The sequence below is a fragment of the Micromonospora sp. NPDC093277 genome (assembly GCF_044765245.1).
Classification (GTDB): Bacteria; Actinomycetota; Actinomycetes; order Mycobacteriales; family Micromonosporaceae; genus Micromonospora.
In genome coordinates this window covers 122191-141083 of sequence record NZ_JBIWJO010000013.1, presented here as the reverse complement: position 1 = coordinate 141083, position 18893 = coordinate 122191, and the positions used below count along the sequence as shown (strand labels likewise).

At 73.0% G+C, this 18893-nt stretch carries 17 protein-coding genes; 4 read left to right on the top strand and 13 right to left on the bottom strand.

Annotated features, from left to right (window positions below):
• Positions 1-208 precede the first annotated feature (208 nt).
• Positions 209-559 carry an Lsr2 family protein gene (locus ACIRG9_RS25870; protein WP_402860952.1) on the bottom strand — a complete coding sequence of 117 codons (351 nt, stop codon included), beginning with the start codon at positions 557-559 and terminating at the stop codon, positions 209-211.
• 114 nt (positions 560-673) lie between these two features.
• A complete protein-coding gene (gene lysS, locus ACIRG9_RS25865) occupies positions 674-2182 on the bottom strand; it encodes a lysine--tRNA ligase (protein ID WP_402860949.1) in 1509 nt (502 codons plus the stop codon).
• Between the two features lie 94 nt (positions 2183-2276).
• On the opposite strand from lysS, the gene ACIRG9_RS25860 reads away from it, so the two are divergent.
• Positions 2277-3017, top strand: a complete 741-nt coding sequence (locus tag ACIRG9_RS25860; protein WP_402860946.1) for a class I SAM-dependent methyltransferase — start codon at positions 2277-2279, stop codon at positions 3015-3017.
• A 154-nt stretch (positions 3018-3171) separates the two neighbouring features.
• Here ACIRG9_RS25860 and ACIRG9_RS25855 read toward each other — a convergent pair whose 3' ends face one another.
• From ACIRG9_RS25855 to ACIRG9_RS25825, 7 genes are all read right to left on the bottom strand, one after another.
• Positions 3172-3930: a type III pantothenate kinase gene (locus tag ACIRG9_RS25855; RefSeq protein ID WP_402860943.1), complete on the bottom strand. Its 759-nt coding sequence runs from the start codon at positions 3928-3930 to the stop codon at positions 3172-3174.
• 17 nt (positions 3931-3947) lie between these two features.
• On the bottom strand, positions 3948-4844 hold the full coding sequence (gene nadC / locus ACIRG9_RS25850; protein ID WP_402860940.1) for a carboxylating nicotinate-nucleotide diphosphorylase: 897 nt from the start codon (positions 4842-4844) through the stop codon (positions 3948-3950).
• Positions 4841-6583 carry an L-aspartate oxidase gene (locus tag ACIRG9_RS25845; RefSeq protein ID WP_402860937.1) on the bottom strand — a complete coding sequence of 581 codons (1743 nt, stop codon included), beginning with the start codon at positions 6581-6583 and terminating at the stop codon, positions 4841-4843. Before ACIRG9_RS25845 ends, nadC begins: the two co-directional genes overlap by 4 nt.
• 61 nt (positions 6584-6644) lie before the next feature.
• The gene (locus tag ACIRG9_RS25840) at positions 6645-7538 is read right to left on the bottom strand and encodes a septum formation family protein (protein WP_402860934.1); all 894 of its coding nucleotides are present in this window, start codon (positions 7536-7538) and stop codon (positions 6645-6647) included.
• Between the two features lie 95 nt (positions 7539-7633).
• Positions 7634-8062: an aspartate 1-decarboxylase gene (gene panD / locus ACIRG9_RS25835; RefSeq protein WP_402860931.1), complete on the bottom strand. Its 429-nt coding sequence runs from the start codon at positions 8060-8062 to the stop codon at positions 7634-7636.
• Between the two features lie 21 nt (positions 8063-8083).
• Positions 8084-8932 (bottom strand): pantoate--beta-alanine ligase, encoded by an 849-nt coding sequence (panC, locus tag ACIRG9_RS25830; RefSeq protein ID WP_402860929.1) that lies wholly within the window; start codon positions 8930-8932, stop codon positions 8084-8086.
• Positions 8933-9035: 103 nt separating this feature from the next.
• Positions 9036-10013: a Rossmann-like and DUF2520 domain-containing protein gene (locus tag ACIRG9_RS25825; RefSeq protein WP_402860926.1), complete on the bottom strand. Its 978-nt coding sequence runs from the start codon at positions 10011-10013 to the stop codon at positions 9036-9038.
• A gap of 206 nt (positions 10014-10219) precedes the next feature.
• Between ACIRG9_RS25825 and ACIRG9_RS25820 the strand changes: the two genes are divergently transcribed.
• Positions 10220-11311 carry an SAM-dependent methyltransferase gene (locus ACIRG9_RS25820; protein WP_402860923.1) on the top strand — a complete coding sequence of 364 codons (1092 nt, stop codon included), beginning with the start codon at positions 10220-10222 and terminating at the stop codon, positions 11309-11311.
• Between the two features lie 330 nt (positions 11312-11641).
• Positions 11642-12802: an NADH-quinone oxidoreductase subunit D gene (locus ACIRG9_RS25815; RefSeq protein WP_402860920.1), complete on the top strand. Its 1161-nt coding sequence runs from the start codon at positions 11642-11644 to the stop codon at positions 12800-12802.
• Positions 12803-12819: 17 nt separating this feature from the next.
• Here ACIRG9_RS25815 and ACIRG9_RS25810 read toward each other — a convergent pair whose 3' ends face one another.
• The 4 genes from ACIRG9_RS25810 to ACIRG9_RS25795 all read right to left on the bottom strand — a co-directional run bounded on the left by ACIRG9_RS25810 (position 12820) and on the right by ACIRG9_RS25795 (position 17861).
• Positions 12820-14772, bottom strand: a complete 1953-nt coding sequence (locus tag ACIRG9_RS25810) for a hypothetical protein (protein WP_402860917.1) — start codon at positions 14770-14772, stop codon at positions 12820-12822.
• 190 nt (positions 14773-14962) lie between these two features.
• Complete coding sequence (locus tag ACIRG9_RS25805; protein WP_402860914.1) at positions 14963-15970, bottom strand: glycine betaine ABC transporter substrate-binding protein; 1008 nt, start codon at positions 15968-15970, stop codon at positions 14963-14965.
• 369 nt (positions 15971-16339) lie between these two features.
• Positions 16340-17062 (bottom strand): ABC transporter permease, encoded by a 723-nt coding sequence (locus tag ACIRG9_RS25800; RefSeq protein ID WP_402860911.1) that lies wholly within the window; start codon positions 17060-17062, stop codon positions 16340-16342.
• A 112-nt stretch (positions 17063-17174) separates the two neighbouring features.
• On the bottom strand, positions 17175-17861 hold the full coding sequence (locus tag ACIRG9_RS25795; protein WP_402860908.1) for an ABC transporter permease: 687 nt from the start codon (positions 17859-17861) through the stop codon (positions 17175-17177).
• 2 nt (positions 17862-17863) lie between these two features.
• On the opposite strand from ACIRG9_RS25795, the gene ACIRG9_RS25790 reads away from it, so the two are divergent.
• On the top strand, positions 17864-18859 hold the full coding sequence (locus ACIRG9_RS25790) for an ABC transporter ATP-binding protein (protein WP_402860905.1): 996 nt from the start codon (positions 17864-17866) through the stop codon (positions 18857-18859).
• Positions 18860-18893: the final 34 nt, after the last annotated feature.

Sequence of the window (18893 nt, the reverse complement as noted above, 5' to 3'; positions counted from 1 at the left end):
CCCGGGAGGGTTTTCTTCCCGCCCCCGGCCCGACTACGCGGCACGCCCGACCAGCGTTGACCGGCCAGCCCACCCGACCGGACGCTCGGCGCAACCCGGCATGTCCCGGCCGCACCCGACAGCGGACCCACCGGGGCGAAAACGGCGACGCCGGACCGGAGTGGCACTCCGGTCCGGCGTCGTGTCGCCCGCTTACGGGGTCGTCGGATCAGTGACCCGCCTTCGCGTGGTACTCCTCGACGATCTCCTGCGGGATCCGGCCCCGGTCGGAGATGTCCTTGCCGGCCTTCTTCGCCCAGGCCCGGATGGCCTTGTTCTGCTCGCGGTCGGCGGTCGCGCCGCCCCGGCCACGCGCGGCCCGGCCGCCGACGACAACCCCACCGCGACCGACCTTGGTCCCGTGGTCGACGTACTGAGCGAATACGTCACGCAATTTCTCGGCGTTCGCCGCCGAGAGGTCGATCTCGTACTGCACGCCGTCGAGGGCGAACTTGACGGTCTCGTCAGCGTCCCCGCCGTCCAGGTCATCGACCAGCTTGTGAATGATCTGCTTGGCCACGTCCCACATTCCTTTCGAGCAGGGTGCTGTGCTCCTGCGAATACAGAGCACAATAACCCGCCCTCCGCTTGTCTCGTCAATAGGATGCGGTAACGACCTGGGTACGGCCGGCGGCTACTCCGGCCGGACCAACGGGAACAGGATGGTTTCCCGAATTCCCAGGCCGGTCAGCGCCATCAAGAGCCGGTCGATTCCCATTCCCATACCACCGGCCGGCGGCATTCCATACTCCATCGCCCGGAGGAAGTCCTCGTCGAGTCGCATCGCCTCGTCGTCGCCGCGGGCGGCGAGCTGCGCCTGGGCCACCAGCCGCTCCCGCTGCACCACCGGGTCGACCAGCTCCGAGTACGCGGTGCCCAGCTCGAAACCGAGGACGTAGAGGTCCCATTTCTCGGCCAGTCCCGGCTCACTGCGGTGGGCCCGCGTCAGCGGACTGGTTTCCTCCGGGTAGTCGCACACGAAGGTGGGCGCCTGCAGTGACGGCACCACCAGTTCCTCGAACAGCTCCTCGGCCAGCTTGCCCGGACCCCACTTCGGGTCGACCCCGAGACCGACCTTGTCGGCGTACTCGACCAGGCGAGACCTTTCGGTGCGGACGGTGACCTCCTCACCGAGCGCTTCGGAAAGAACACCGAACAGCGTCACCGATCGCCACTCGCCGCCCAGATCGAACTCCCGGCCGTCGGCGTGGGTGACCACCGTCGATCCGCTGACCGCGATCGCCGCCCGCTGCACGAGATTACGGGTCAGCTCGGCCATCGTGTTGTAGTCGCCGTACGCCTGGTAGGCCTCGAGCATCGCGAACTCGGGCGAGTGCGACGAGTCGATGCCCTCATTACGGAAGTTGCGGTTGATCTCGAAGACCCGGTCCACGCCGCCTACCACGGCGCGCTTGAGAAACAGTTCCGGCGCGATTCGCAGATACAGATCGGTGTTGAGCGCATTGCTGTGGGTCACGAATGGGCGGGCCGCCGCGCCACCGTGCAGCAACTGGAGCATCGGGGTCTCCACCTCGATGTAGTCCTGCCCGTGCAGGGTGTCACGGAGGCTGCGGACCGCCGTCGCCCGGGTACGCACCATCTGCCGTGCCTGTTCGCGTACGACCAGGTCAACGTAGCGCTGGCGGACCCGGGCCTCCTCGCTCAGCGGCTTGTGCGCCACCGGCAGCGGGCGCAACGCCTTGGCGGTGACCGCCCACTCCTCGGCCAGCACCGACAGCTCGCCACGCCGGCTGGTGATCACCTCGCCGGTGATGCCGACGTGGTCGCCGAGGTCGACCAGGCGCTTCCAGTCCTCCAGCCGCTGCGCGCCGACCCGGTCCAGCGAGAGCATCGCCTGGAGTTCGGTGCCGTCGCCGTCCCGAAGCGTGGCGAAGCACAGCTTCCCGGTGTTGCGTACGAAGATCACCCGGCCGGTGACCGAGACCCGGTCGCCGGTGGCGGTGTCGGTAGGCAGCTCGGCGTACTGGGCGCGGATCCGGGCGAGCGTGCTGGTCCGGGGGTATCCGACCGGGTACGCCTCGACGCCCTCGGCGAGCATCCGGTCCCGCTTCTCCCGGCGGACCTTCATCTGCTCCGGAAGGTCGTCGGCGGGGTCTACTGGCACGGCATTCTGCTCGGTCACGGCACGCTTCCTCAAGCCTTGGAGGGATATCGGCGGGTCAGCACATGAGCGTACTCAAGCCCCGTGCCGGCCGTTACGGGATAACCTGCCGCCCATGACGGACCCCACTCAGGCACTCTCCTTCGGCGCCGCCGCGGCCGACTATGACCGGTTCCGGCCCCGCTATCCCGAGGAGGCGCTGCGCTGGGCACTCGACGGCCTGGCCGCGCCGGCCCGGGTCGTGGACCTCGGTGCGGGCACCGGCATCCTCACCCGTGGACTCCTCGTGCTCGATCACGACGTCGTACCCGTCGAGCCGGATCCGGGGATGCGGGCGCAGCTGGCGCTCGCGACGCCGGGCACGACGCCGCTGGCCGGCACCGCCGAGGCGATGCCGCTGCCGGACGGGTCTGCGGACGCAGTGCTGGTGGGGCAGGCGTACCACTGGTTCGACCGGGAGCCGGCGCACGCCGAGATCGCCCGGGTGCTGCGGCCCGGCGGCACCTTCGCCCCGATCTGGAACCTCCGGGACGAGCGGGTGGCCTGGGTGGCGGAGCTGACCCGGATCGCCCACCTCGGCGACAACGCGGGCAACGTGGTCGAGAGGTACGGCGACTTCGGCCCCGCCTTTCAGCCGGTCGAACTGGGCGAATTCGCCCACTCGACCACGCTGACGCCCGACGAGGTGTTCGGCATGCTGCACACCCGGTCGTACTGGCTCACCGCCTCGCCGGACGAGCAGGAGCGAGTCGACCGGGACCTGCGGCAGCTCGTCGCCACCCACCCGGACCTGAAGGGCCGGGAGACCGTCGAACTCCCCTACCGCACCTTCGTCTTCCGCTCCCGCCGCCGCTGAGCACCGCGTTGCTGAGCACCGCGTTGCCGAGCACCGCGTTGCTGAGCACCACGATGCTGAGCACGGCGTTGCCGAGCACGGCGTTGCCGAGCACGGTGATTAAGAGGGGCCCGTGCTCTACCGGAGGCGTTAAGAAGGGGCCCTTCCTTGCCCGTCACACGTTGCGCTCGTACACCATCCGCAGGCCGATCAGGGTGATCATCGGCTCGTGGTGGGTGATCGTGCGGCACTCATGGAGCACCAGCGGGGCGAGGCCGCCGGTGGCGATCACGGCCTTCACCTCGCCCAACTCCTCGGTCATCCGCTCCACGATCCGGTCCACCTGGCCGGCGAAGCCGAAATAGAGCCCGGCCTGCAGGCACTCCACCGTGTTCTTGCCGATCACCGAGCGGGGCTTGGTGGCCTCCACCTTGCGGAGCTGGGCAGCGCGGGCCGCGAGCGCGTCGAAGGAGATCTCGATGCCCGGCGCGAACGCGCCACCGAGGAACTCGCCCCGACCGCTGATCACGTCGAAGTTCGTGGTGGTGCCGAAGTCCACCACGATCGACGGACCGCCGTAGAGGCTGTACGCGGCCAGGGTGTTGACCACCCGGTCCGCGCCGACCTCCTTCGGGTTGTCGATGGCGAGCTGCACCCCGGTGCGTACCCCGGGCTCGACGATCACGCTCGGCAGGTCCGCGTAGTAGCGGGACAGCATGGTACGCAGCGAGCGCAGCGCGGCCGGCACCGTCGAGCAGGCCGCCACCCCGGTGATCTCCACGGCGTCACCGGCCAGCAGCCCCCGGAACTTCAGACCCAGCTCGTCCGCGGTGGAACGGGCATCGGTCTTGATCCGCCAGGAGTGCACCAGCTTGTCGCCGTCGAAGGTCGCCAGCACGGTGTTGGTGTTTCCGATGTCGATGCAGAGCAGCACGCTGGCAGCCTAGACGCTCATTCGGCCCGCAGATCCAGGGCGATGTCCAGGATCGGCGAGGAGTGGGTGAGCGCGCCCACCGAGAGGAAGTCCACCCCGGTCGCGCCGTACTCGGCGACTACCGGCAGGGTCAGCCCGCCGGTGGCCTCCAGTTCGGCCCGGTCGCCCACCGCGGCGACCACCTCGCGCAGCTGCGCCGGGGTCATGTTGTCCAGCAGCAGGAAGCCGGCGCCGGCCTCCACCGCCTCCACCGCCTCGGCCAGCGTGTCCACCTCCACCTGCACCGACACGTCCGGGAACGCCTCCCGGACCCGCCGGTAGGCGGCGCCGACACCGCCCGCGGCAACCTTGTGGTTGTCCTTGATCATGGCGACGTCGTGCAGGCCCATCCGCTTGTTGGTGCCGCCGCCGGCGCGGACCGCGTACTTCTCCAGGGCGCGCAGGCCGGGGGTGGTCTTGCGGGTGTCGAGCACCGTCGCGCCGGTGCCGGCCAGAGCGTCGGCCCAGGCCCGGGTGTGGGTGGCCACCCCGGACATCCGGCAGAGCAGGTTGAGCGCGGTCCGCTCGGCGGTGAGCAGCAGCCGGGTCGGGCCGGTCACCGTGGCCAGCACGTCGCCGCGCGCCACCCGCTGCCCGTCGTGGGCCACCAACGACACCTCGACCGTACGGTCCGTCCCGGTCACCTCGCCCACCAGCTCGAACACGGCCGCCGCCACGGGCAGCCCGGCCACCACGCCGTCGGCGCGGGCGACCAGGTCACCGGTGTCGTTCTGCTTGTCGGGGATGGTGGCGACACTGGTGACGTCGAGAAAGTCGGGGCCCAGGTCCTCGGTGAACGCATCGACGATCACCCGTCGCACCCCCGCCGGGTCCAGGCCCCCGGCCCGCAACGCCCGCTCCGTCGAGTCCCTCATCGCAAGTCCTCCCACCGCTCGGTCAACGAGCCCTGCGTCCCGATCCCGCCGACGAAGTGGCCCAGCCACCGCTCGTCGGCGGTCGGGAAGTCCTCCCGCCAGTGACAGCCCCGGGTCTCCCGGCGCCGGTAGGCGGCGGCGACCAGCGTCGACGCCACGGTGATCAGGTTCGTCGCCTCCCAGTCGGCGGTACGCGGGACGCCCCGGCCCTGACCCAGCTCGGTCAGGGTGACGGCGGTCGCCGCGAGGGTGTCCGCCGAGCGGAGCACCCCGGCGCCCCGGGTCATCGCCCGTTGCAGGGCCGGGGTGCCGGCGGTCGGCACCACCCAGCCCTGGCCACCGACCCAGGCGCCGGTCTCGGCCGGCTTCGCCTGCTCGGGCAGGCCGACGGCGATGTCCTCGGCGATCCGGCGGGAGAAGACCAGCCCCTCCAGCAGCGAGTTGCTGGCCAGCCGGTTGGCGCCGTGCACGCCGGTGCAGGCGACCTCGCCGCAGGCGTAAAGGCCGGGGATGGAGGTACGGCCGCGCAGGTCGGTGCGGACGCCGCCGGAGGCGTAGTGGGCGGCCGGGGCGACCGGGATCAGGTCGGTTGCCGGGTCGACCCCGATGGCCAGGCAGGACGCGACGATGGTCGGGAAGCGCCGGGCCAGGAAATCCCCGCCCAGGTGGCGGGCGTCCAGCCAGACGTGGTCTGCGCCGACGGCTCCAGGTCGCGGCGCGGCGTCAGACGCGCCGAGCGGGAGTTGTCGCCCGGTGGTCAGCAGCACCCGGTGGATGCCCTTGGCGACCACGTCCCGGGGCGCCAGTTCGGCAAGCTCGTGCTGGCCGACCATGAACCGCTTGCCGTCCCCGTCGACCAGGTGGGCGCCCTCGCCGCGCAGCGCCTCCGACACCAGCGGCTGCTGGGCCCGCGTCGCGCCCGACGCGCCCGTCGGCACGATCAGCGCGGTCGGGTGGAACTGGACGAACTCGACGTCGGTGACCGCCGCGCCGGCCCGCATGGCGAGCGCCACCCCGTCGCCGGTGGAGACCGCCGGGTTGGTGGTGGCCGCGAAGATCTGCCCCATGCCGCCGGTGGCCAGCACCACCGCCCGGGCCAGGATCGCGCCGACGCCGTCCTCGCTGCCCTCGCCGAGCACGTGCAGGGTGATCCCGCAGGCCGGGCCGAGCCCGTCCGGGCCGTCACCGGGGGCGCGCAACAGGTCCAGCACCAGGGCGTGCTCGACCAGCCGGATCCACGGGTCGCGGTGGACGGCCGCGTGCAGCGCCCGTTGCACCTCCGCCCCGGTCGCGTCGCCGCCGGCGTGCACGATCCGGTCGGCCCGGTGGCCGCCCTCCCGGGTCAGCATCAGCGACCCGTCCGGGTTCCGGTCGAACTCCGCCCCGATCCGCATCAGCTCGCGCAGCCGGGTCGGGCCCTCCTCCACCAGCACCCGCACCGCCGCCGGGTCGCAGAGGCCGACGCCGGCGACCTCGGTGTCGGACGCGTGTGCGGCCGGGGTGTCGGCCGGGTCGAGCACCGCGGCTATACCACCCTGCGCCCAGCGGGTCGACCCCTCGTCCATGTTGACCTTGGTGACCACGGTGACGTGCAGGCCCGCCTCGCGCAGGTGCAGCGCGGCGGTCAGGCCGGCGACCCCGGAGCCGACGACGATCACGTCGGTGGTCTCCACCCAGCCGGGTGCGGGCGCGGCGAGCAGCCTGGGCAGGGCCGGCAGGTCGACGGTCGGAAGGTCCATGCGGACAGTCAACCCGAAGGCTCCTCGCCTCGGGCCGCGGGGGCGGGACGAGTGGTTCGGGCTACTTCGTCCGTACCGGCAGGCCGGCCGGTCCGGCACCCCTGAGCGAGGCGGTCACCCTACGGTCGCTGAGCCAGAGGTAGCAGCGGACGCCCCGGTCGCCGGCGGCCCACCGGCCCGCGCCCGGCGGGCGGACCACCACGCCACTGCGGAACCGCAGCGTCGGGTCGTCCGGCACTCCGGCGTACTTCGCCAGGACGGTGTTGCAGCCGGCGTAGAGCGGGGCCCAGTCGGCGTCCTTCGTCGGGTACGGGCGGTCCGGCGCCGACCACACCCCGACGAACTCGGCGTCGTGCACGGTGCCGCACCCCACCGCGGTCAGCGTCTGCACCCGCCGGGCGTCGCCGCCGGTACGCTGGCAGCCCAGCCGCAGCCCCGACGGCCCCTTGAGCGCGTCCCGCAGGCTGCCGGTACGGGTCACCACCTGCGCCGCCGCCTCCACCGTGGTCAGCTCGGTCAGGTCGCAGCGGTACCACCGGGAGCCGGCCGCCCAGCCGGGACCGGCGGGCAGCGCCACCGCCAGCCGCAGCCGGCCGGCCCGCCAGTTGTCGCCGACGTACCCGTTGGCCCGGCTGTCGCAGTCGGCGAACGCCGTACGCAGCTCGACGGAGCCGAGGGCCGGCGGGCTGGCCCGGTCGACCGTGAAGGCGCCCACGTGCACGGTCTCCACCCGGTGCGGCAACTCGCAGCCCACCGGGTCGTACCCGGCCGGACCGACCGTGGCGGTGAAGTCGGCCAACTGGCAGACCCCGGCCGCCGGGGTGAACGGCCCGGCCGGTGGCAGCGCCGCCCAGTCGTCGGTGAGGTCGCCGTCCAACCCGCCGGATCCGGCGCAGCCGGCCACGGCGGCTCCCGCGACCAACGCGGCGACCAGGACCCTCATCGCACGGCGCATCGCGGCCTCCCCCAGCCGACGACCGTCACTTCGACGGTGCGCCCAGGGTAGCCGGGAATGACCTTCCGGTGACAGACCGTACGGCCCGGCCGAGGTCAGTTCAGGGCGGCGGCGAGAGGGTTGGGCACCGGATCGCCGGCGGTGCCGGCAGCGGCGGTGGTCGGGTCGGCGGTCAGGTCGACCACCCGGTTGTCCGCGTCGACGTGCACCACCCGCGGCTGGTACGTCCGCGCCTCGGCGTCGTCCATCTGCCCGTACGAGATGAGGATCACCAGGTCACCGGGGTGCACCAGGTGCGCGGCGGCGCCGTTGATGCCGATCACGCCGCTGCCTCGCCGCCCCGGGATGACGTACGTCTCCAGCCGGGCCCCGTTGGTGATGTCGACGATCGCGACCTGCTCACCGGGCAGCAGGTCGGCCGCGTCGAGCAGGTCCTCGTCCACCGTCACCGAGCCGACGTAGTGCAGGTCGGCCTGGGTCACCGTGGCCCGGTGGATCTTCGACTTGAGCATGGTCCGGAGCATCGGATGCCTCTCTCGCACGAGTCAGGAACGCCGGGCGAGCAGGATCGCCGCGTTGTCGATCAGCCGGGTGGTGCCGACCCGGGCCGCGATCAGCATTCGCGCCGGGCCGGAGACCGGGCCCGGCTCCAGGTCGGGGTCGGTGAGCATCAGGTAGTCCAGGCGGGCGCCCGGCGTACCGGAGTCGAAGGCCCGGTGGGCGGCGGCCAGCACCGCGTCCGCGTCCGCGCCCTGCTCGGCGGCCTCGACGCCGGCCCGCAGCGCGGCGGACAGGCTCAGCGCCGCCGCCCGCTCCTCCGCCGAGAGGTACCGGTTGCGGCTGGACAGGGCCAGGCCGTCCGGCTCGCGTACGGTCGGCACGCCGACGATCTCGGCCGGCACGTCCAGGTCCCGGACCATCCGCCGGACCAGGGTGAGCTGCTGGTAGTCCTTCTCGCCGAAGAAGGCCAGGTCGGGACGGGTGAGCTGGAGCAGCTTCAGCACCACGGTGAGCACGCCGTGGAAGAAGCCGGGCCTGCTCAGGCCCTCCAGGTCCTCGCCGCGCGGGCCCGGGTTGACCCGGACCGTCGGCTGGCCGTCCGGGTACATGTCGACGACGGCGGGAGCGAAGACCACGTCCGCACCGGCCCGCCGACAGATCTCCAGGTCGGCGTCGAGGGTCCGCGGATAGCGGTCGAAGTCCTCGTTCGGGCCGAACTGGAGCGGGTTCACGAAGATCGTGACGATGACGTGGTCGGCCCGCTCGCGGGCCGCCCGCAGCAGCGTCTCGTGCCCGGAGTGCAGCGCGCCCATGGTCATCACCACGCCGACGGTGCCGGTCAGGCCGTCCCGGGCCGCCGCCAGCTCCTTGCGCGTGTGTACCAGCTCCGTCATGGCGTCACCTCCGTTGTCGGCGGCCGCACGGCCCGCAGACGCACACCCCGCGCTCGCGCCGCCGCTTCGCTACCGAGCCAGCTGGTTCGCTCGCTCCGCTCGTTCACGCGGCGACCCCGCCGTAGAGGCCGCTCAGCACGTCCAACAGCGACTCCGCGTCCGCCGGGCGGAGCCGACCGGCCGCGATCGCGCGATCCGCGCTCCTCCTGGCCAACGCCAGATAGGGGGGCACGGATTCCGGCGCGGTCGCCGCCAGCCTGACCAGGTGCCGGCGTACGGTGCCCGCGTCCCCCCGGGAGACCGGGCCGGTGAGCGCGTCGTCGCCGAGCCGCAGGGCGTTCTCCAGGGCGGCCCGCAGCAGCGGGGCGAGCACCTTCTCCGGCCGGTCCACCCCGGCGTCACGCAACCGGTCGACCGCCTCGTTGACGAGGGTCACCAGGTGGTTGGCGCCGTGCGCCAGCGCCGCGTGGTAGAGCGGGCGATCGTCCTCCGCCACCCACTCCGGCACGCCGCCGAGGTCGGCGACCAGCCGGGCGGCGAACACCCGCAACTCGGCCGGGGCGGTCACCCCGTACGAGATGCCGGCCAGGCGGGTCAGGTCGTCCGGCGTACCGGTGAAGGTCATCGCCGGGTGCAGCGCGAGCGGCCGCGCGCCCACCACGGCGGCCGGGGCGAGCACCGCCAGCCCGTGCGCGCCGGAGGTGTGCGCGACCACCTGGCCGGGGCGCAGCGCGCCGGCCTCGGCCAGGCCGGCGACCACGCCGGCCAGGGCGTCGTCGGGCACCGCCACGACCAGCAGGTCGGTGGCCGCGCGGGCGACCGCCGTCGCGGAGCGGTTCGGGGTCTGCGGCAGCAGCAGCGCCATCCGGGCCTGGGCGGCCCCGGAGGCGCCGGAGGCGGCGACCACCCGATGGCCGGCGGCGGCGAGGGCCGCGCCGAGCACGGCACCGACCCGGCCGGCGCCGAGCACGCCGACGCTGAGGGTGCGAGGGAAGGCGAGCGGGGCGCCGTTCGAGGCGCCGCCCGGCGGTACGGCGGCCCCGGGCAGGGCGGCCGGACGCGGGCGCAGCGGTGCGCTCATGACAGTCGATCCAGTCCTCGAAGGGGGTACCGGTCGATCGCAAGTATGCGCCGGAGTCGCGGAACCTGGACAAGCATGTGTGAAAACCTTCACCGGCCGGCCGCCGGCCCAGTCGGGCGGAGTGCTGCGCCCACACCGGCTACCGTGCCGCATGTGACTGCACGGATGATGGTGGACGAGGTCGGCATCGTGGAGATCTGGCCGGGATGAACCCGGTGCGCTGGCGGGACGCGATGGACCAGGCCCTCTACGGGCCGGACGGCTTCTTCGTCTCCGGGGCCGGACCGGCCGCCCACTTCCGCACCAGCGTGCACGCGTCTGCCGCGTTCTCGTCCGGCCTGCTTCGCCTGCTCACCGCTGTTGATCGTGCGCTGGGTCATCCTCCCCGTCTTGACATGGTGGACGTGGGCGCGGGCCGGGGTGAGCTGCTCCGGGCGCTGCTCGTGGGGGTTTCCGGGGAGCCCGCCGCCCCGGTCCCCCTCGCCGACCGGGTACGCCTCACGGCGGTCGAGCGGGCGCCCCGTCCCGAGAACCTCCCGGCTGCGATCGACTGGCTGGACGAGATCCCTGACGGGATCACCGGGCTGCTGGTGGCCACCGAGTGGCTGGACAACGTCCCGCTGGAACTGGCCGTGCACACCGGCGGCATCTGGCGCTACCTCCTGGTCGACCCGCTGACCGGCGATGAGTCACCCGGCCCCCCGCTCACCCCCGAGGACACCACCTGGCTGACCCGCTGGTGGCCCGCCCCCACGCCCCCTTCCGGGTCGTCGATCAAGGAGTTTGCGTCGGCCGGAGGCCCGGAACCGGACGCACACCTCTTGATCAACACGGCGGTGCGGGCTGAGGTGGGGAGGGCACGGGATGCGGCGTGGGGAGAGGCGGTTGGCAGGGTGGAGCGGGGGGTGGCAGTGGCGGTCGACTACGGGCATCTGCGGGAGCGGCGGCCGCTGGGCGGGACGTTGACGGGATACCGGGACGGGCGGCAGGTGCCGGCGGTGCCGGACGGGACCTGTGACGTCACCGCGCACGTCGCCATGGACTCGGTCGCCTCCGCCGGTGAGCGGGTCGCCCGGTGCGCGTACACCCTGATCTCCCAGCGGGAGGCGCTGCGGGCGCTCGGGGCCGACGGCGGACGACCGCCGCTGAGCCTCGCCTCCCGCGACCCCGCCGGGTACGTCCGCGCGCTGGCCGCCGCGTCGGCGGTGGCCGAACTGACCGACCCGGCCGGCCTCGGCGGGCACTGGTGGCTGCTGCAGCCGGTCGGCGTCACCTTCGATCCCGTCATGGCACGATGACGGGCTTGACATCCTCCACCCGCCTGAAGGCGGGGGATTCCTCCCCTCGCAGGGCGGATCTTCCTGCTTCATCGGCGATCGCCCCCGGGACGAACCCAAGCCGAGGTCTTACACTGCCTCCACAGACATCACATCCCGCCAGCCCGGCGGTAGGCCAGTCGAGTTTCCTCGATCGGCACCGCCAAGGCTACCACCGGTTTACACGCTCCGCGCCCGAGTGGGTGGTGGACAGTTATCGGCCTTGGCGGCGGATTCCCGGTCCCTGTCCTGCTCCGCGGGAGTCCGTTTCCTCCCCGGCCTGAAGGCCGGGGCATCCACGGAAGGAATCTGATGACCACGGACGCCGGCGACCTCCGCGAACTGACCGTCGGCACGGGCGCCGGCGGTGAGCAGCTCGGCACCGACATGGTGCTGAACATCGGGCCGCAGCACCCCTCCACGCACGGCGTGCTGCGGCTGCGGCTGGTGCTCGACGGCGAGCGGGTGGTCTCCGCCGAGCCGATCGTCGGCTACATGCACCGGGGCGCGGAGAAGCTCTTCGAGGTACGCGACTACCGGCAGATCATCGTGCTGGCCAACCGGCACGACTGGCTCTCCGCGTTCGCCAACGAGCTGGGCGTGGTGCTGGCCGTGGAGCGGCTGATGGGCATGGAGGTGCCCGAGCGGGCGGTCTGGCTAAGGATGGCCCTGGCCGAGCTGAACCGGGTGCTCAACCACCTGATGTTCCTCGGCTCGTACCCGCTGGAGATCGGCGCGATCACCCCGATGTTCTACGCGTTCCGCGAGCGGGAGACCCTCCAGGCGGTGATGGAGGAGGTCTCCGGCGGCCGGATCCACTACATGTTCAACCGGGTCGGCGGCCTCAAGGAGGAGGTGCCGGCCGGCTGGACGGGCCGGGCCCGAGCCGCCGTCGGCGAGGTACGCCGGCGGATGCCCGACCTGGACCAGCTCATCCGGCGCAACGAGATCTTCCTGGCCCGTACGGTCGGGGTGGGCGTGCTGTCGGCGGCCGACGCCGCCGCGTTCGGCGCGTCCGGGCCGGTCGCCCGGGCCTCCGGGCTGGACCTGGACCTGCGCCGGGACGAGCCCTACCTGGCGTACGACCAGCTCGACGTGCCGGTGGTGACCAAGACCGCCGGGGACTGCCACGCCCGCTTCGAGGTGCTGCTCGACCAGGTGTACGTCTCGCTCGACCTCGCCGAGCAGTGCCTGGACCGGGTGGACCGGCTCACCGGGCCGGTGAACACCCGGCTGCCCAAGGTGGTCAAGGCCCCCGAGGGGCACACCTACGCGTGGACCGAGAACCCGCTCGGCATCAACGGCTACTACCTGGTCTCCCGGGGCGAGAAGACCCCGTGGCGGCTCAAGCTGCGCACCGCCTCGTACGCGAACGTGCAGGCGCTGGCCACGCTGCTGCCCGGCTGCCTGGTGCCCGATCTGATCGCCATCCTCGGTTCGATGTTCTTCGTGGTCGGCGACATCGACAAGTAGCGGCAGGGCCCCGGGGATCAGCGCCAGCGGTCGGTGGACCGGGCCCGGTCGGTGGTCCGGGGTGCGTCGTCGCGCGCCGGGTGGCCGTACCGCTCGTCGCCGTACCGGACCGGCTCAGGCTCCTCCCGGCGCCACTCGGGCTGGCCACCCTGCTGCGTGGCCGGGCGCCACTCGTCCGGTACCGGAACCCCGCCCGCCGGCAGCGCCGGTCGGCTCTCCTCCGCCCAGCCGGGTCCCGCCTCGCCGGGCACGCCGTGGTCGCGGCGGGGCTCGCGGACGGACGCCCAGCGGTCCTCGACCCGGTACTCGGTGCCGGCTCCGGCGGCGTGCACCGCGGCGCGCCGCTCGCCGACCTGGATCTCCCGGCCGTGTTCGTCGTCCCGGACCGCGGCCCAGCGGTTGCCGACGCGCAACTCCGACCAGTAGGCACCCTCCGGGTCGTCGGTGGCGACCTCCCGCCCCGAGGGCTCGGACGCAGTCCAGGCGGGTACGCCCGGATTCGTCCAGCCCTCACCAGCCCGGTCCGGCCCGTCGTGCCGGCCAGTCCGGGTGCCTTCGTCGGCGCGGTCCCGCCCGTCCTGCCGGCCCGATCGAGCCCAGGAGCCTTCGTCGGCCCGATCCCGTCCGTCGTGCCGGCCCGCGCCAGCGGCTCGGGAGCCCTCGTCGCGGGGCCCGTCCGGGCCCGTCGGCCGGGTCAGCTCGTCCCGCCGCCCGTCGCGGCCGGCCGGCCGCCACCGCTCGTCGGCCGCTCCCGCCGGCGCTGCCGCCGCGGAACGCTGCTCGGCCGGCCCGTCGGCCGACGACCAGGACCGCTGGCCGGCCCGCCCATCCGCCGCCGACCAGGCTCGCTGCTCGGCCGGCCCGGTCGACCGGGAATCACGCTCGGCCTGCCTCGCCGCCCATCCGCGATCCTCGCCGGGCCCGCTCCCGTCGCCGGCCCGGGCGGCACCCACCGCCGGACGATCGGCGGAGCGGGCCATCTCGTCCCAGGGCGCCCGCTCGTCCCAGGATGCCCGTGGGCCGCCCGGCCCGTCCCGCTCGCCGTCCGGTCCGGACCGGGAGCCGCCGCGCCAGTGCTCGCCCTGGGTGGGCCGGGCCTGGTCGCCACCGGTCCAGCCACGGTCGCCCGCCGGCTCCCGGTACCCCGACCAGGAGCGTTCCTCCGGCGCCGCGCCGCTCCCCCGCGGTTCATCCGCAACGGGGGACCAGCGGTTGGCATACCCCCCGTAACGGCTGCCGGTGCCCGAATCGGCACCACCGTCCACGATGGTGTGCCGAGTGGTGACGTGCACGGTCTCCGTGTGGTGCACCACCCCGACCGGGCGGGGTTCCGACCGGGCGTCCGGCTCGGCGGTGCGCGGGGCGCCGTAGACGCCGGACCGGGGGCGGTCGGTGCCGTGGCGGATGCCGGGCTGCGAACGGGACTGCTCGTCCTCGTCGCGGCCGGAAGGCTGTCCCCCGCCGGTCGGCGCCTGCTCCGGGCCGGCGCCGCGACGGGACCGCCCCTCGGCGTACGACTCGGCCGGGGACACCCGGGCGCGGGCGGCGGCCGGCTCCTCGGCGGCCGGCGCGGCGCCGGCCGCGGCGGCCATCCCGGCAGCCGCCGAATCCAGCCGGCGATGCAGCGCGGTGACCGTCTCCTGCATACGTTGGGCCTGGTCGAGTGCCTGGTTGCCCCGGTGCGCGGCGGCCACGATCTCGCTGCGCAACTCGTGACGGAGCTGCTCGATCTCGGTCCGCATCTCCTCGGCACCGGCTGCCTGGTCGCCGCCCTCGGCGCGCAGCGCGATGGAGAGCCCGATCAGCACCACGGCGAAGATCGCCAGCACCGCACCGAGCCGCAGCGAACCGCTGCCGTCGGCAACCAGGAGGATCAACGCGGCCAGGGGGGCGAGCGCCACACCGATCCAGAACAGGACGGTGTACAGCGAGGACGGGCGCTTCTCGGCGGGGGCGACCGAAGCGGGCATGGCTACGCAGCGTACCGAGAGTTGCCCCGGTAGGGAACGGGTACCGGCTTCGAGCTGACAGTCGGTGAGCGATCTTTGCGGCCCGGTCCCGGCCGCGCCGGTCGCCGACGGGCCACCCGGACCCACCGGCGACCGGCGACTGTTCCGGGTCCCGGCACGGCTACCACCGGGCCGGAACAGCCGTGGGCCGTCAGCTCGCGGCGAGCGCCGCGTCGGAGGAGAACACCAGGCCGACGCTGGCCGCGCCGGTCTTCAACGCGTTCTTGGTCTGCGGGCCACCCGCGTCCAGCGAGCTGAACGAGCCGGCCTTGAAGTCGTAGACCTGGACCAGGCCGGCCTGGCACTTCGGCCGCTGCGGGCACTCCGGCGGACCGGCGAGCACCGTCGCCTTACCGGAGCACTTGGCGGCCAGGTCGGAGAGCGTGGCGAGCTGGTACTTGTCGGCGAAGGCCTGGGTGACCGCGAAGGCGTTCTGGTCCTGGGCCTGCGACGGCTGGCCGAAGGTGAGGCCGACCTTGTCGCCCTCGGCCTTCAGCGCACTGATCGTCTTGTCCAGCTCGGGCGAGGAGACGGGCTCGGCGTCCTTCCCGTTGGCCTTGGTGTTGAGGAACTCGGCCATGGTGGCCGCGTACTCGGGAACGACCTGGATCTCACCCTTTTCCAGGGCCGGTTCGTAGAGCTCGCGGCTGCCGATGGTCTGCACCTTGACCTGGTATCCGGCCGAGGTGAGCACGATCTTGTAGAGCTCGGCGATGAGCTGGCTCTCGCTGAAGTTGGCAGCACCGACCGTGACCTGGCCACCCGGGCCCTTCTCCACACCCTGGCTGACGCCGTTCGCGTCGGCGAACTCCTTCGCCGCGACCTGTGGGGTCTTCCGGTCGACATCGACCGCCCGGTTCAGCTCGATCAGCTTGGTGGTGTCGAGCGCCCCCGAGACCTTGTCCAACGCGGCGACGAGCTGCGGCGTGGCCACCTTCGTGTTGATCGCGGGGAGGACGTTGTCGGTGTTCTGGAGCTTCTTGTCGTCGTTGAGGACGACCAGCTTGTCGCCCGCGACCGGGGCGCAGCCGGCCCCGGAGGCACCCTGCTCAGGGGCGTCGGTGCCGGAGGAACCGGCGTCACCGCAGCCGGTGAGCAGACCCGCAGCGGTGAGGGCGCCGAGCGCCCCTACGGCCAGACGACGTGTACGCGCGCGCAACTGTTGCCCGCCTTCCGTGTCCCGGCGCGACCCATTCGGGCCGGCCGCGTGTCCGACGGGCGATCCGGTCGGCCGCCCGCTTGTTCGTCGGGGCGATCCGGTCTGCCGCCCGCGACTCCAGCCAATATCCTCCGGGCCGGACCGACAAACCCTGAGCGGATTTCGTCACCGGATCGTCACCCAACGCCAATTCGCCCCGGTTCCGGCAACTGCGGTGACACTTAATGTGCAGCAATTCGCCAGTTTTCCGTCACGCTGACGTGACGTCGGCCACGCCCCGATTCGACCCGGTTCAGCGCCCGCCGTATCGGCCGCGCGTCGCCGGTCTCAGGCGCCCGCCGGGGTGTCGGCCACGTCGGTTCGGCCGGTTCAGGCACCCGCCGTGGCGGCGGCGGCACGCCGGTTCGCCGCCCGTCGGGCCCGCCGCAGCGGACGCGGGGTGACCAGCCGCTCCACCAACGCCAGCACCCCCTCGACCAGCAGGGACAGCCCGGCGACCAGCACACCACCGGCGATGATCTGCCCACCCCCGGCCGCGATGTCCAGCCCGAAGCCGGCCCGGATGATCTGCCCCAGCCCGCCACCGTTGACGAAGGAGGCCAGCGCCGCGGTGGCGACCACCTGCACCGCGGCGGTACGGAACCCGGCCGCCAGGTACGGCACCGCCAACGGCAGCTCCACCCGGCGCAGCACCTGCCCACCGGAGAGGCCCATGCCACGCGCCGCGTCCCGGGCCTCCGGGTCGGCCTGCCGCACCCCGGTGTACGCGTTGGCGAGCAGCGGCGGCACCGCGAACACCGCGAGCGCGACCACCACCGCCGGCCGGCCGAAGCCGAGGAAGGTCAACGGCAGGATGGTCAGCAGCGCCAGGGTGGGGACGGCGAGGGTGACGTTGGAGACCAGCAACACCAGCCCGCCGCCCCGACCGGTGTGCCCGAGCCAGAGCCCGATCGGCCAGGCCACCAGGCAGCCCACCAGCACCGCCAGCGCGGAAATGCTCAGGTGCTCGCCGAGCCGTTCGAGGATGCCGCCCGGGTTCGTCCAGTTCAGCGGATCGTTCAGCCAGATCACGGCGTCCCGGAAGTGGTTCACCCTGCCGCCCTTCCGTCCGCGACCGCACGGCGTCGCACCGAGCTCCGCCGGTCCCCCGGCCCCTGTGTTCGGTGCGTGACCGCGTGGTGCTGCCGCGCCGCCCTGCTCGCGCTCACGCGGCGCGCCCGCGCAGCCACGGGGTCAGCAGCCGGCCCACCCCGGCCAGCACCAGGTCCAGCACCAGGGCCAGCAGCACGCAGAGGACAGTGCCGGTCATGATCTCGGCCTTGTAGAAGTTGTTCTGGAAGCCGGCGAAGATGAGCTGCCCCAGGCCGCCGCGGCCGATCACCACCCCGACGGTGACCAGGGCCACCGTCGAGACCGTGGCGAGTCGGAGCCCGGTGAGGATGCCCGGCAGGGCCAGCGGCAACTCGATCCCGAACAGCCGGCGCCAGCGGCCGTACCCCATTCCCTCGGCCGCCTCCAGGACCTCGGGCGGCACCTGATTTAGCCCGGCCAGCGCGTTACGGACGATGACCAGCAGCGCGTACAGCACCACAACGGTGAGCACGGTCACAGCCCCGATCCCCAGTGTCGGCCCGAGAAACGCGAACAGCGCCAGCGACGGAATCGTGTACAGCACCCCGGACACCGCCAGAACCGGTCCGGCCAGCGACCGGAACCAGTACGCGGCCACCGCCAGCGGCAGCGCCACCAGCGCGGCGAGTAGCACGGCTCGGGCGGTCAGCCAGGTGTGCTCACGCAGCGCGGCCAGGATCGTGTCAGAGTTGTCCCGCACGTACTGCCAGGAGAACCACGGGTTACCCGGCGCAGACCGGTGACTCAGGTGGAGGGACACGCGTGAACGTTACCCCGGGAGCCACCGCCGGACACGGTGCCGCATCGATCACCCTGGAGGGCATCCGCAAGCGCTATCCGGACGGCACGGAGGCGGTGCGGGAGCTGAGCCTGGAGGTGAAGGCCGGCGAACTGACGGTGCTGATCGGCCCCTCGGGCTGCGGCAAGTCGACCGTGCTTCGCATGATCAACCGGCTGATCGAGCCGACCGACGGCCGGATCCTGCTCGGCGACGACGACGTCACCCGGGTCGACCCGGTGGCGCTGCGCCGCCGTATCGGGTACGTCATCCAGAATGTCGGACTTTTCCCGCACCAGACGGTGGCCGCCAACGTGGCCACGGTGCCCGGCCTGCTCCGCTGGCCACGGCAGCGGACCCGGGACCGGGTACAGGAGCTGCTGGAGCTGGTCGGGCTCGACCCGGGACAGTTCGGCGGCCGCTACCCGCACGAGTTGTCCGGCGGCCAGCGGCAGCGGGTCGGGGTGGCCCGGGCGCTCGCCGCCGACCCGGTGGTGCTGCTGATGGACGAGCCGTTCTCGGCGGTCGACCCGATCGTGCGGACCAGGCTGCAGGAGGAGTTCCTGCGGCTCCAGGCCGAGGTCCGCAAGACCATCGTGCTGGTCACCCACGACCTCGACGAGGCGGTCCGGCTCGGCGACCGGATCGCGGTGCTCTCCGAAGGTGGCCGGCTGGAGCAGTACGACACCCCGGCCGCCCTGCTCGGGTCGCCCGCCTCGCCGTTCGTGCGCGAGTTCGTCGGGGCCGACCGGGGCATCCGTCGGTTGGCGGTCACCCCGGTCACCCACGAGGTGCTCGACCCGCTCCCGGCCGGTGATCCGGTCGACCTGCCGGCGGTGCCGCTGGGCGGTTCCGCGTACGACGCGCTGGGCGCGCTGCTCACCTCGGACTCGGAGCAAGCCGTGGTCACCGACGACGGGCAGCCGGTCGGCATGCTCAGCCGGTCCCGGCTGCTCGGCCTGGGCGCGCTGGCGGACTGAGCCGCGCCGGCGCCGACCGTTGACGCGGACGGCC

Bases quoted from the DNA above. Each gene is read 5' to 3' on its own strand.
- ACIRG9_RS25820 (WP_402860923.1), top strand. From the start codon at position 10,220: ATGAACCCGGTGCGCTGGCGGGACGCGATGGACCAGGCCCTCTACGGG.
- ACIRG9_RS25810 (WP_402860917.1), bottom strand. From the start codon at position 14,772: ATGCCCGCTTCGGTCGCCCCCGCCGAGAAGCGCCCGTCCTCGCTGTAC.
- ACIRG9_RS25815 (WP_402860920.1), top strand. From the start codon at position 11,642: ATGACCACGGACGCCGGCGACCTCCGCGAACTGACCGTCGGCACGGGC.
- ACIRG9_RS25845 (WP_402860937.1), bottom strand. From the start codon at position 6,583: ATGGACCTTCCGACCGTCGACCTGCCGGCCCTGCCCAGGCTGCTCGCC.
- panC (WP_402860929.1), bottom strand. From the start codon at position 8,932: ATGACGGAGCTGGTACACACGCGCAAGGAGCTGGCGGCGGCCCGGGAC.
- panD (WP_402860931.1), bottom strand. From the start codon at position 8,062: ATGCTCCGGACCATGCTCAAGTCGAAGATCCACCGGGCCACGGTGACC.
- ACIRG9_RS25840 (WP_402860934.1), bottom strand. From the start codon at position 7,538: ATGCGCCGTGCGATGAGGGTCCTGGTCGCCGCGTTGGTCGCGGGAGCC.
- nadC (WP_402860940.1), bottom strand. From the start codon at position 4,844: ATGAGGGACTCGACGGAGCGGGCGTTGCGGGCCGGGGGCCTGGACCCG.
- ACIRG9_RS25860 (WP_402860946.1), top strand. From the start codon at position 2,277: ATGACGGACCCCACTCAGGCACTCTCCTTCGGCGCCGCCGCGGCCGAC.
- ACIRG9_RS25825 (WP_402860926.1), bottom strand. From the start codon at position 10,013: ATGAGCGCACCGCTGCGCCCGCGTCCGGCCGCCCTGCCCGGGGCCGCC.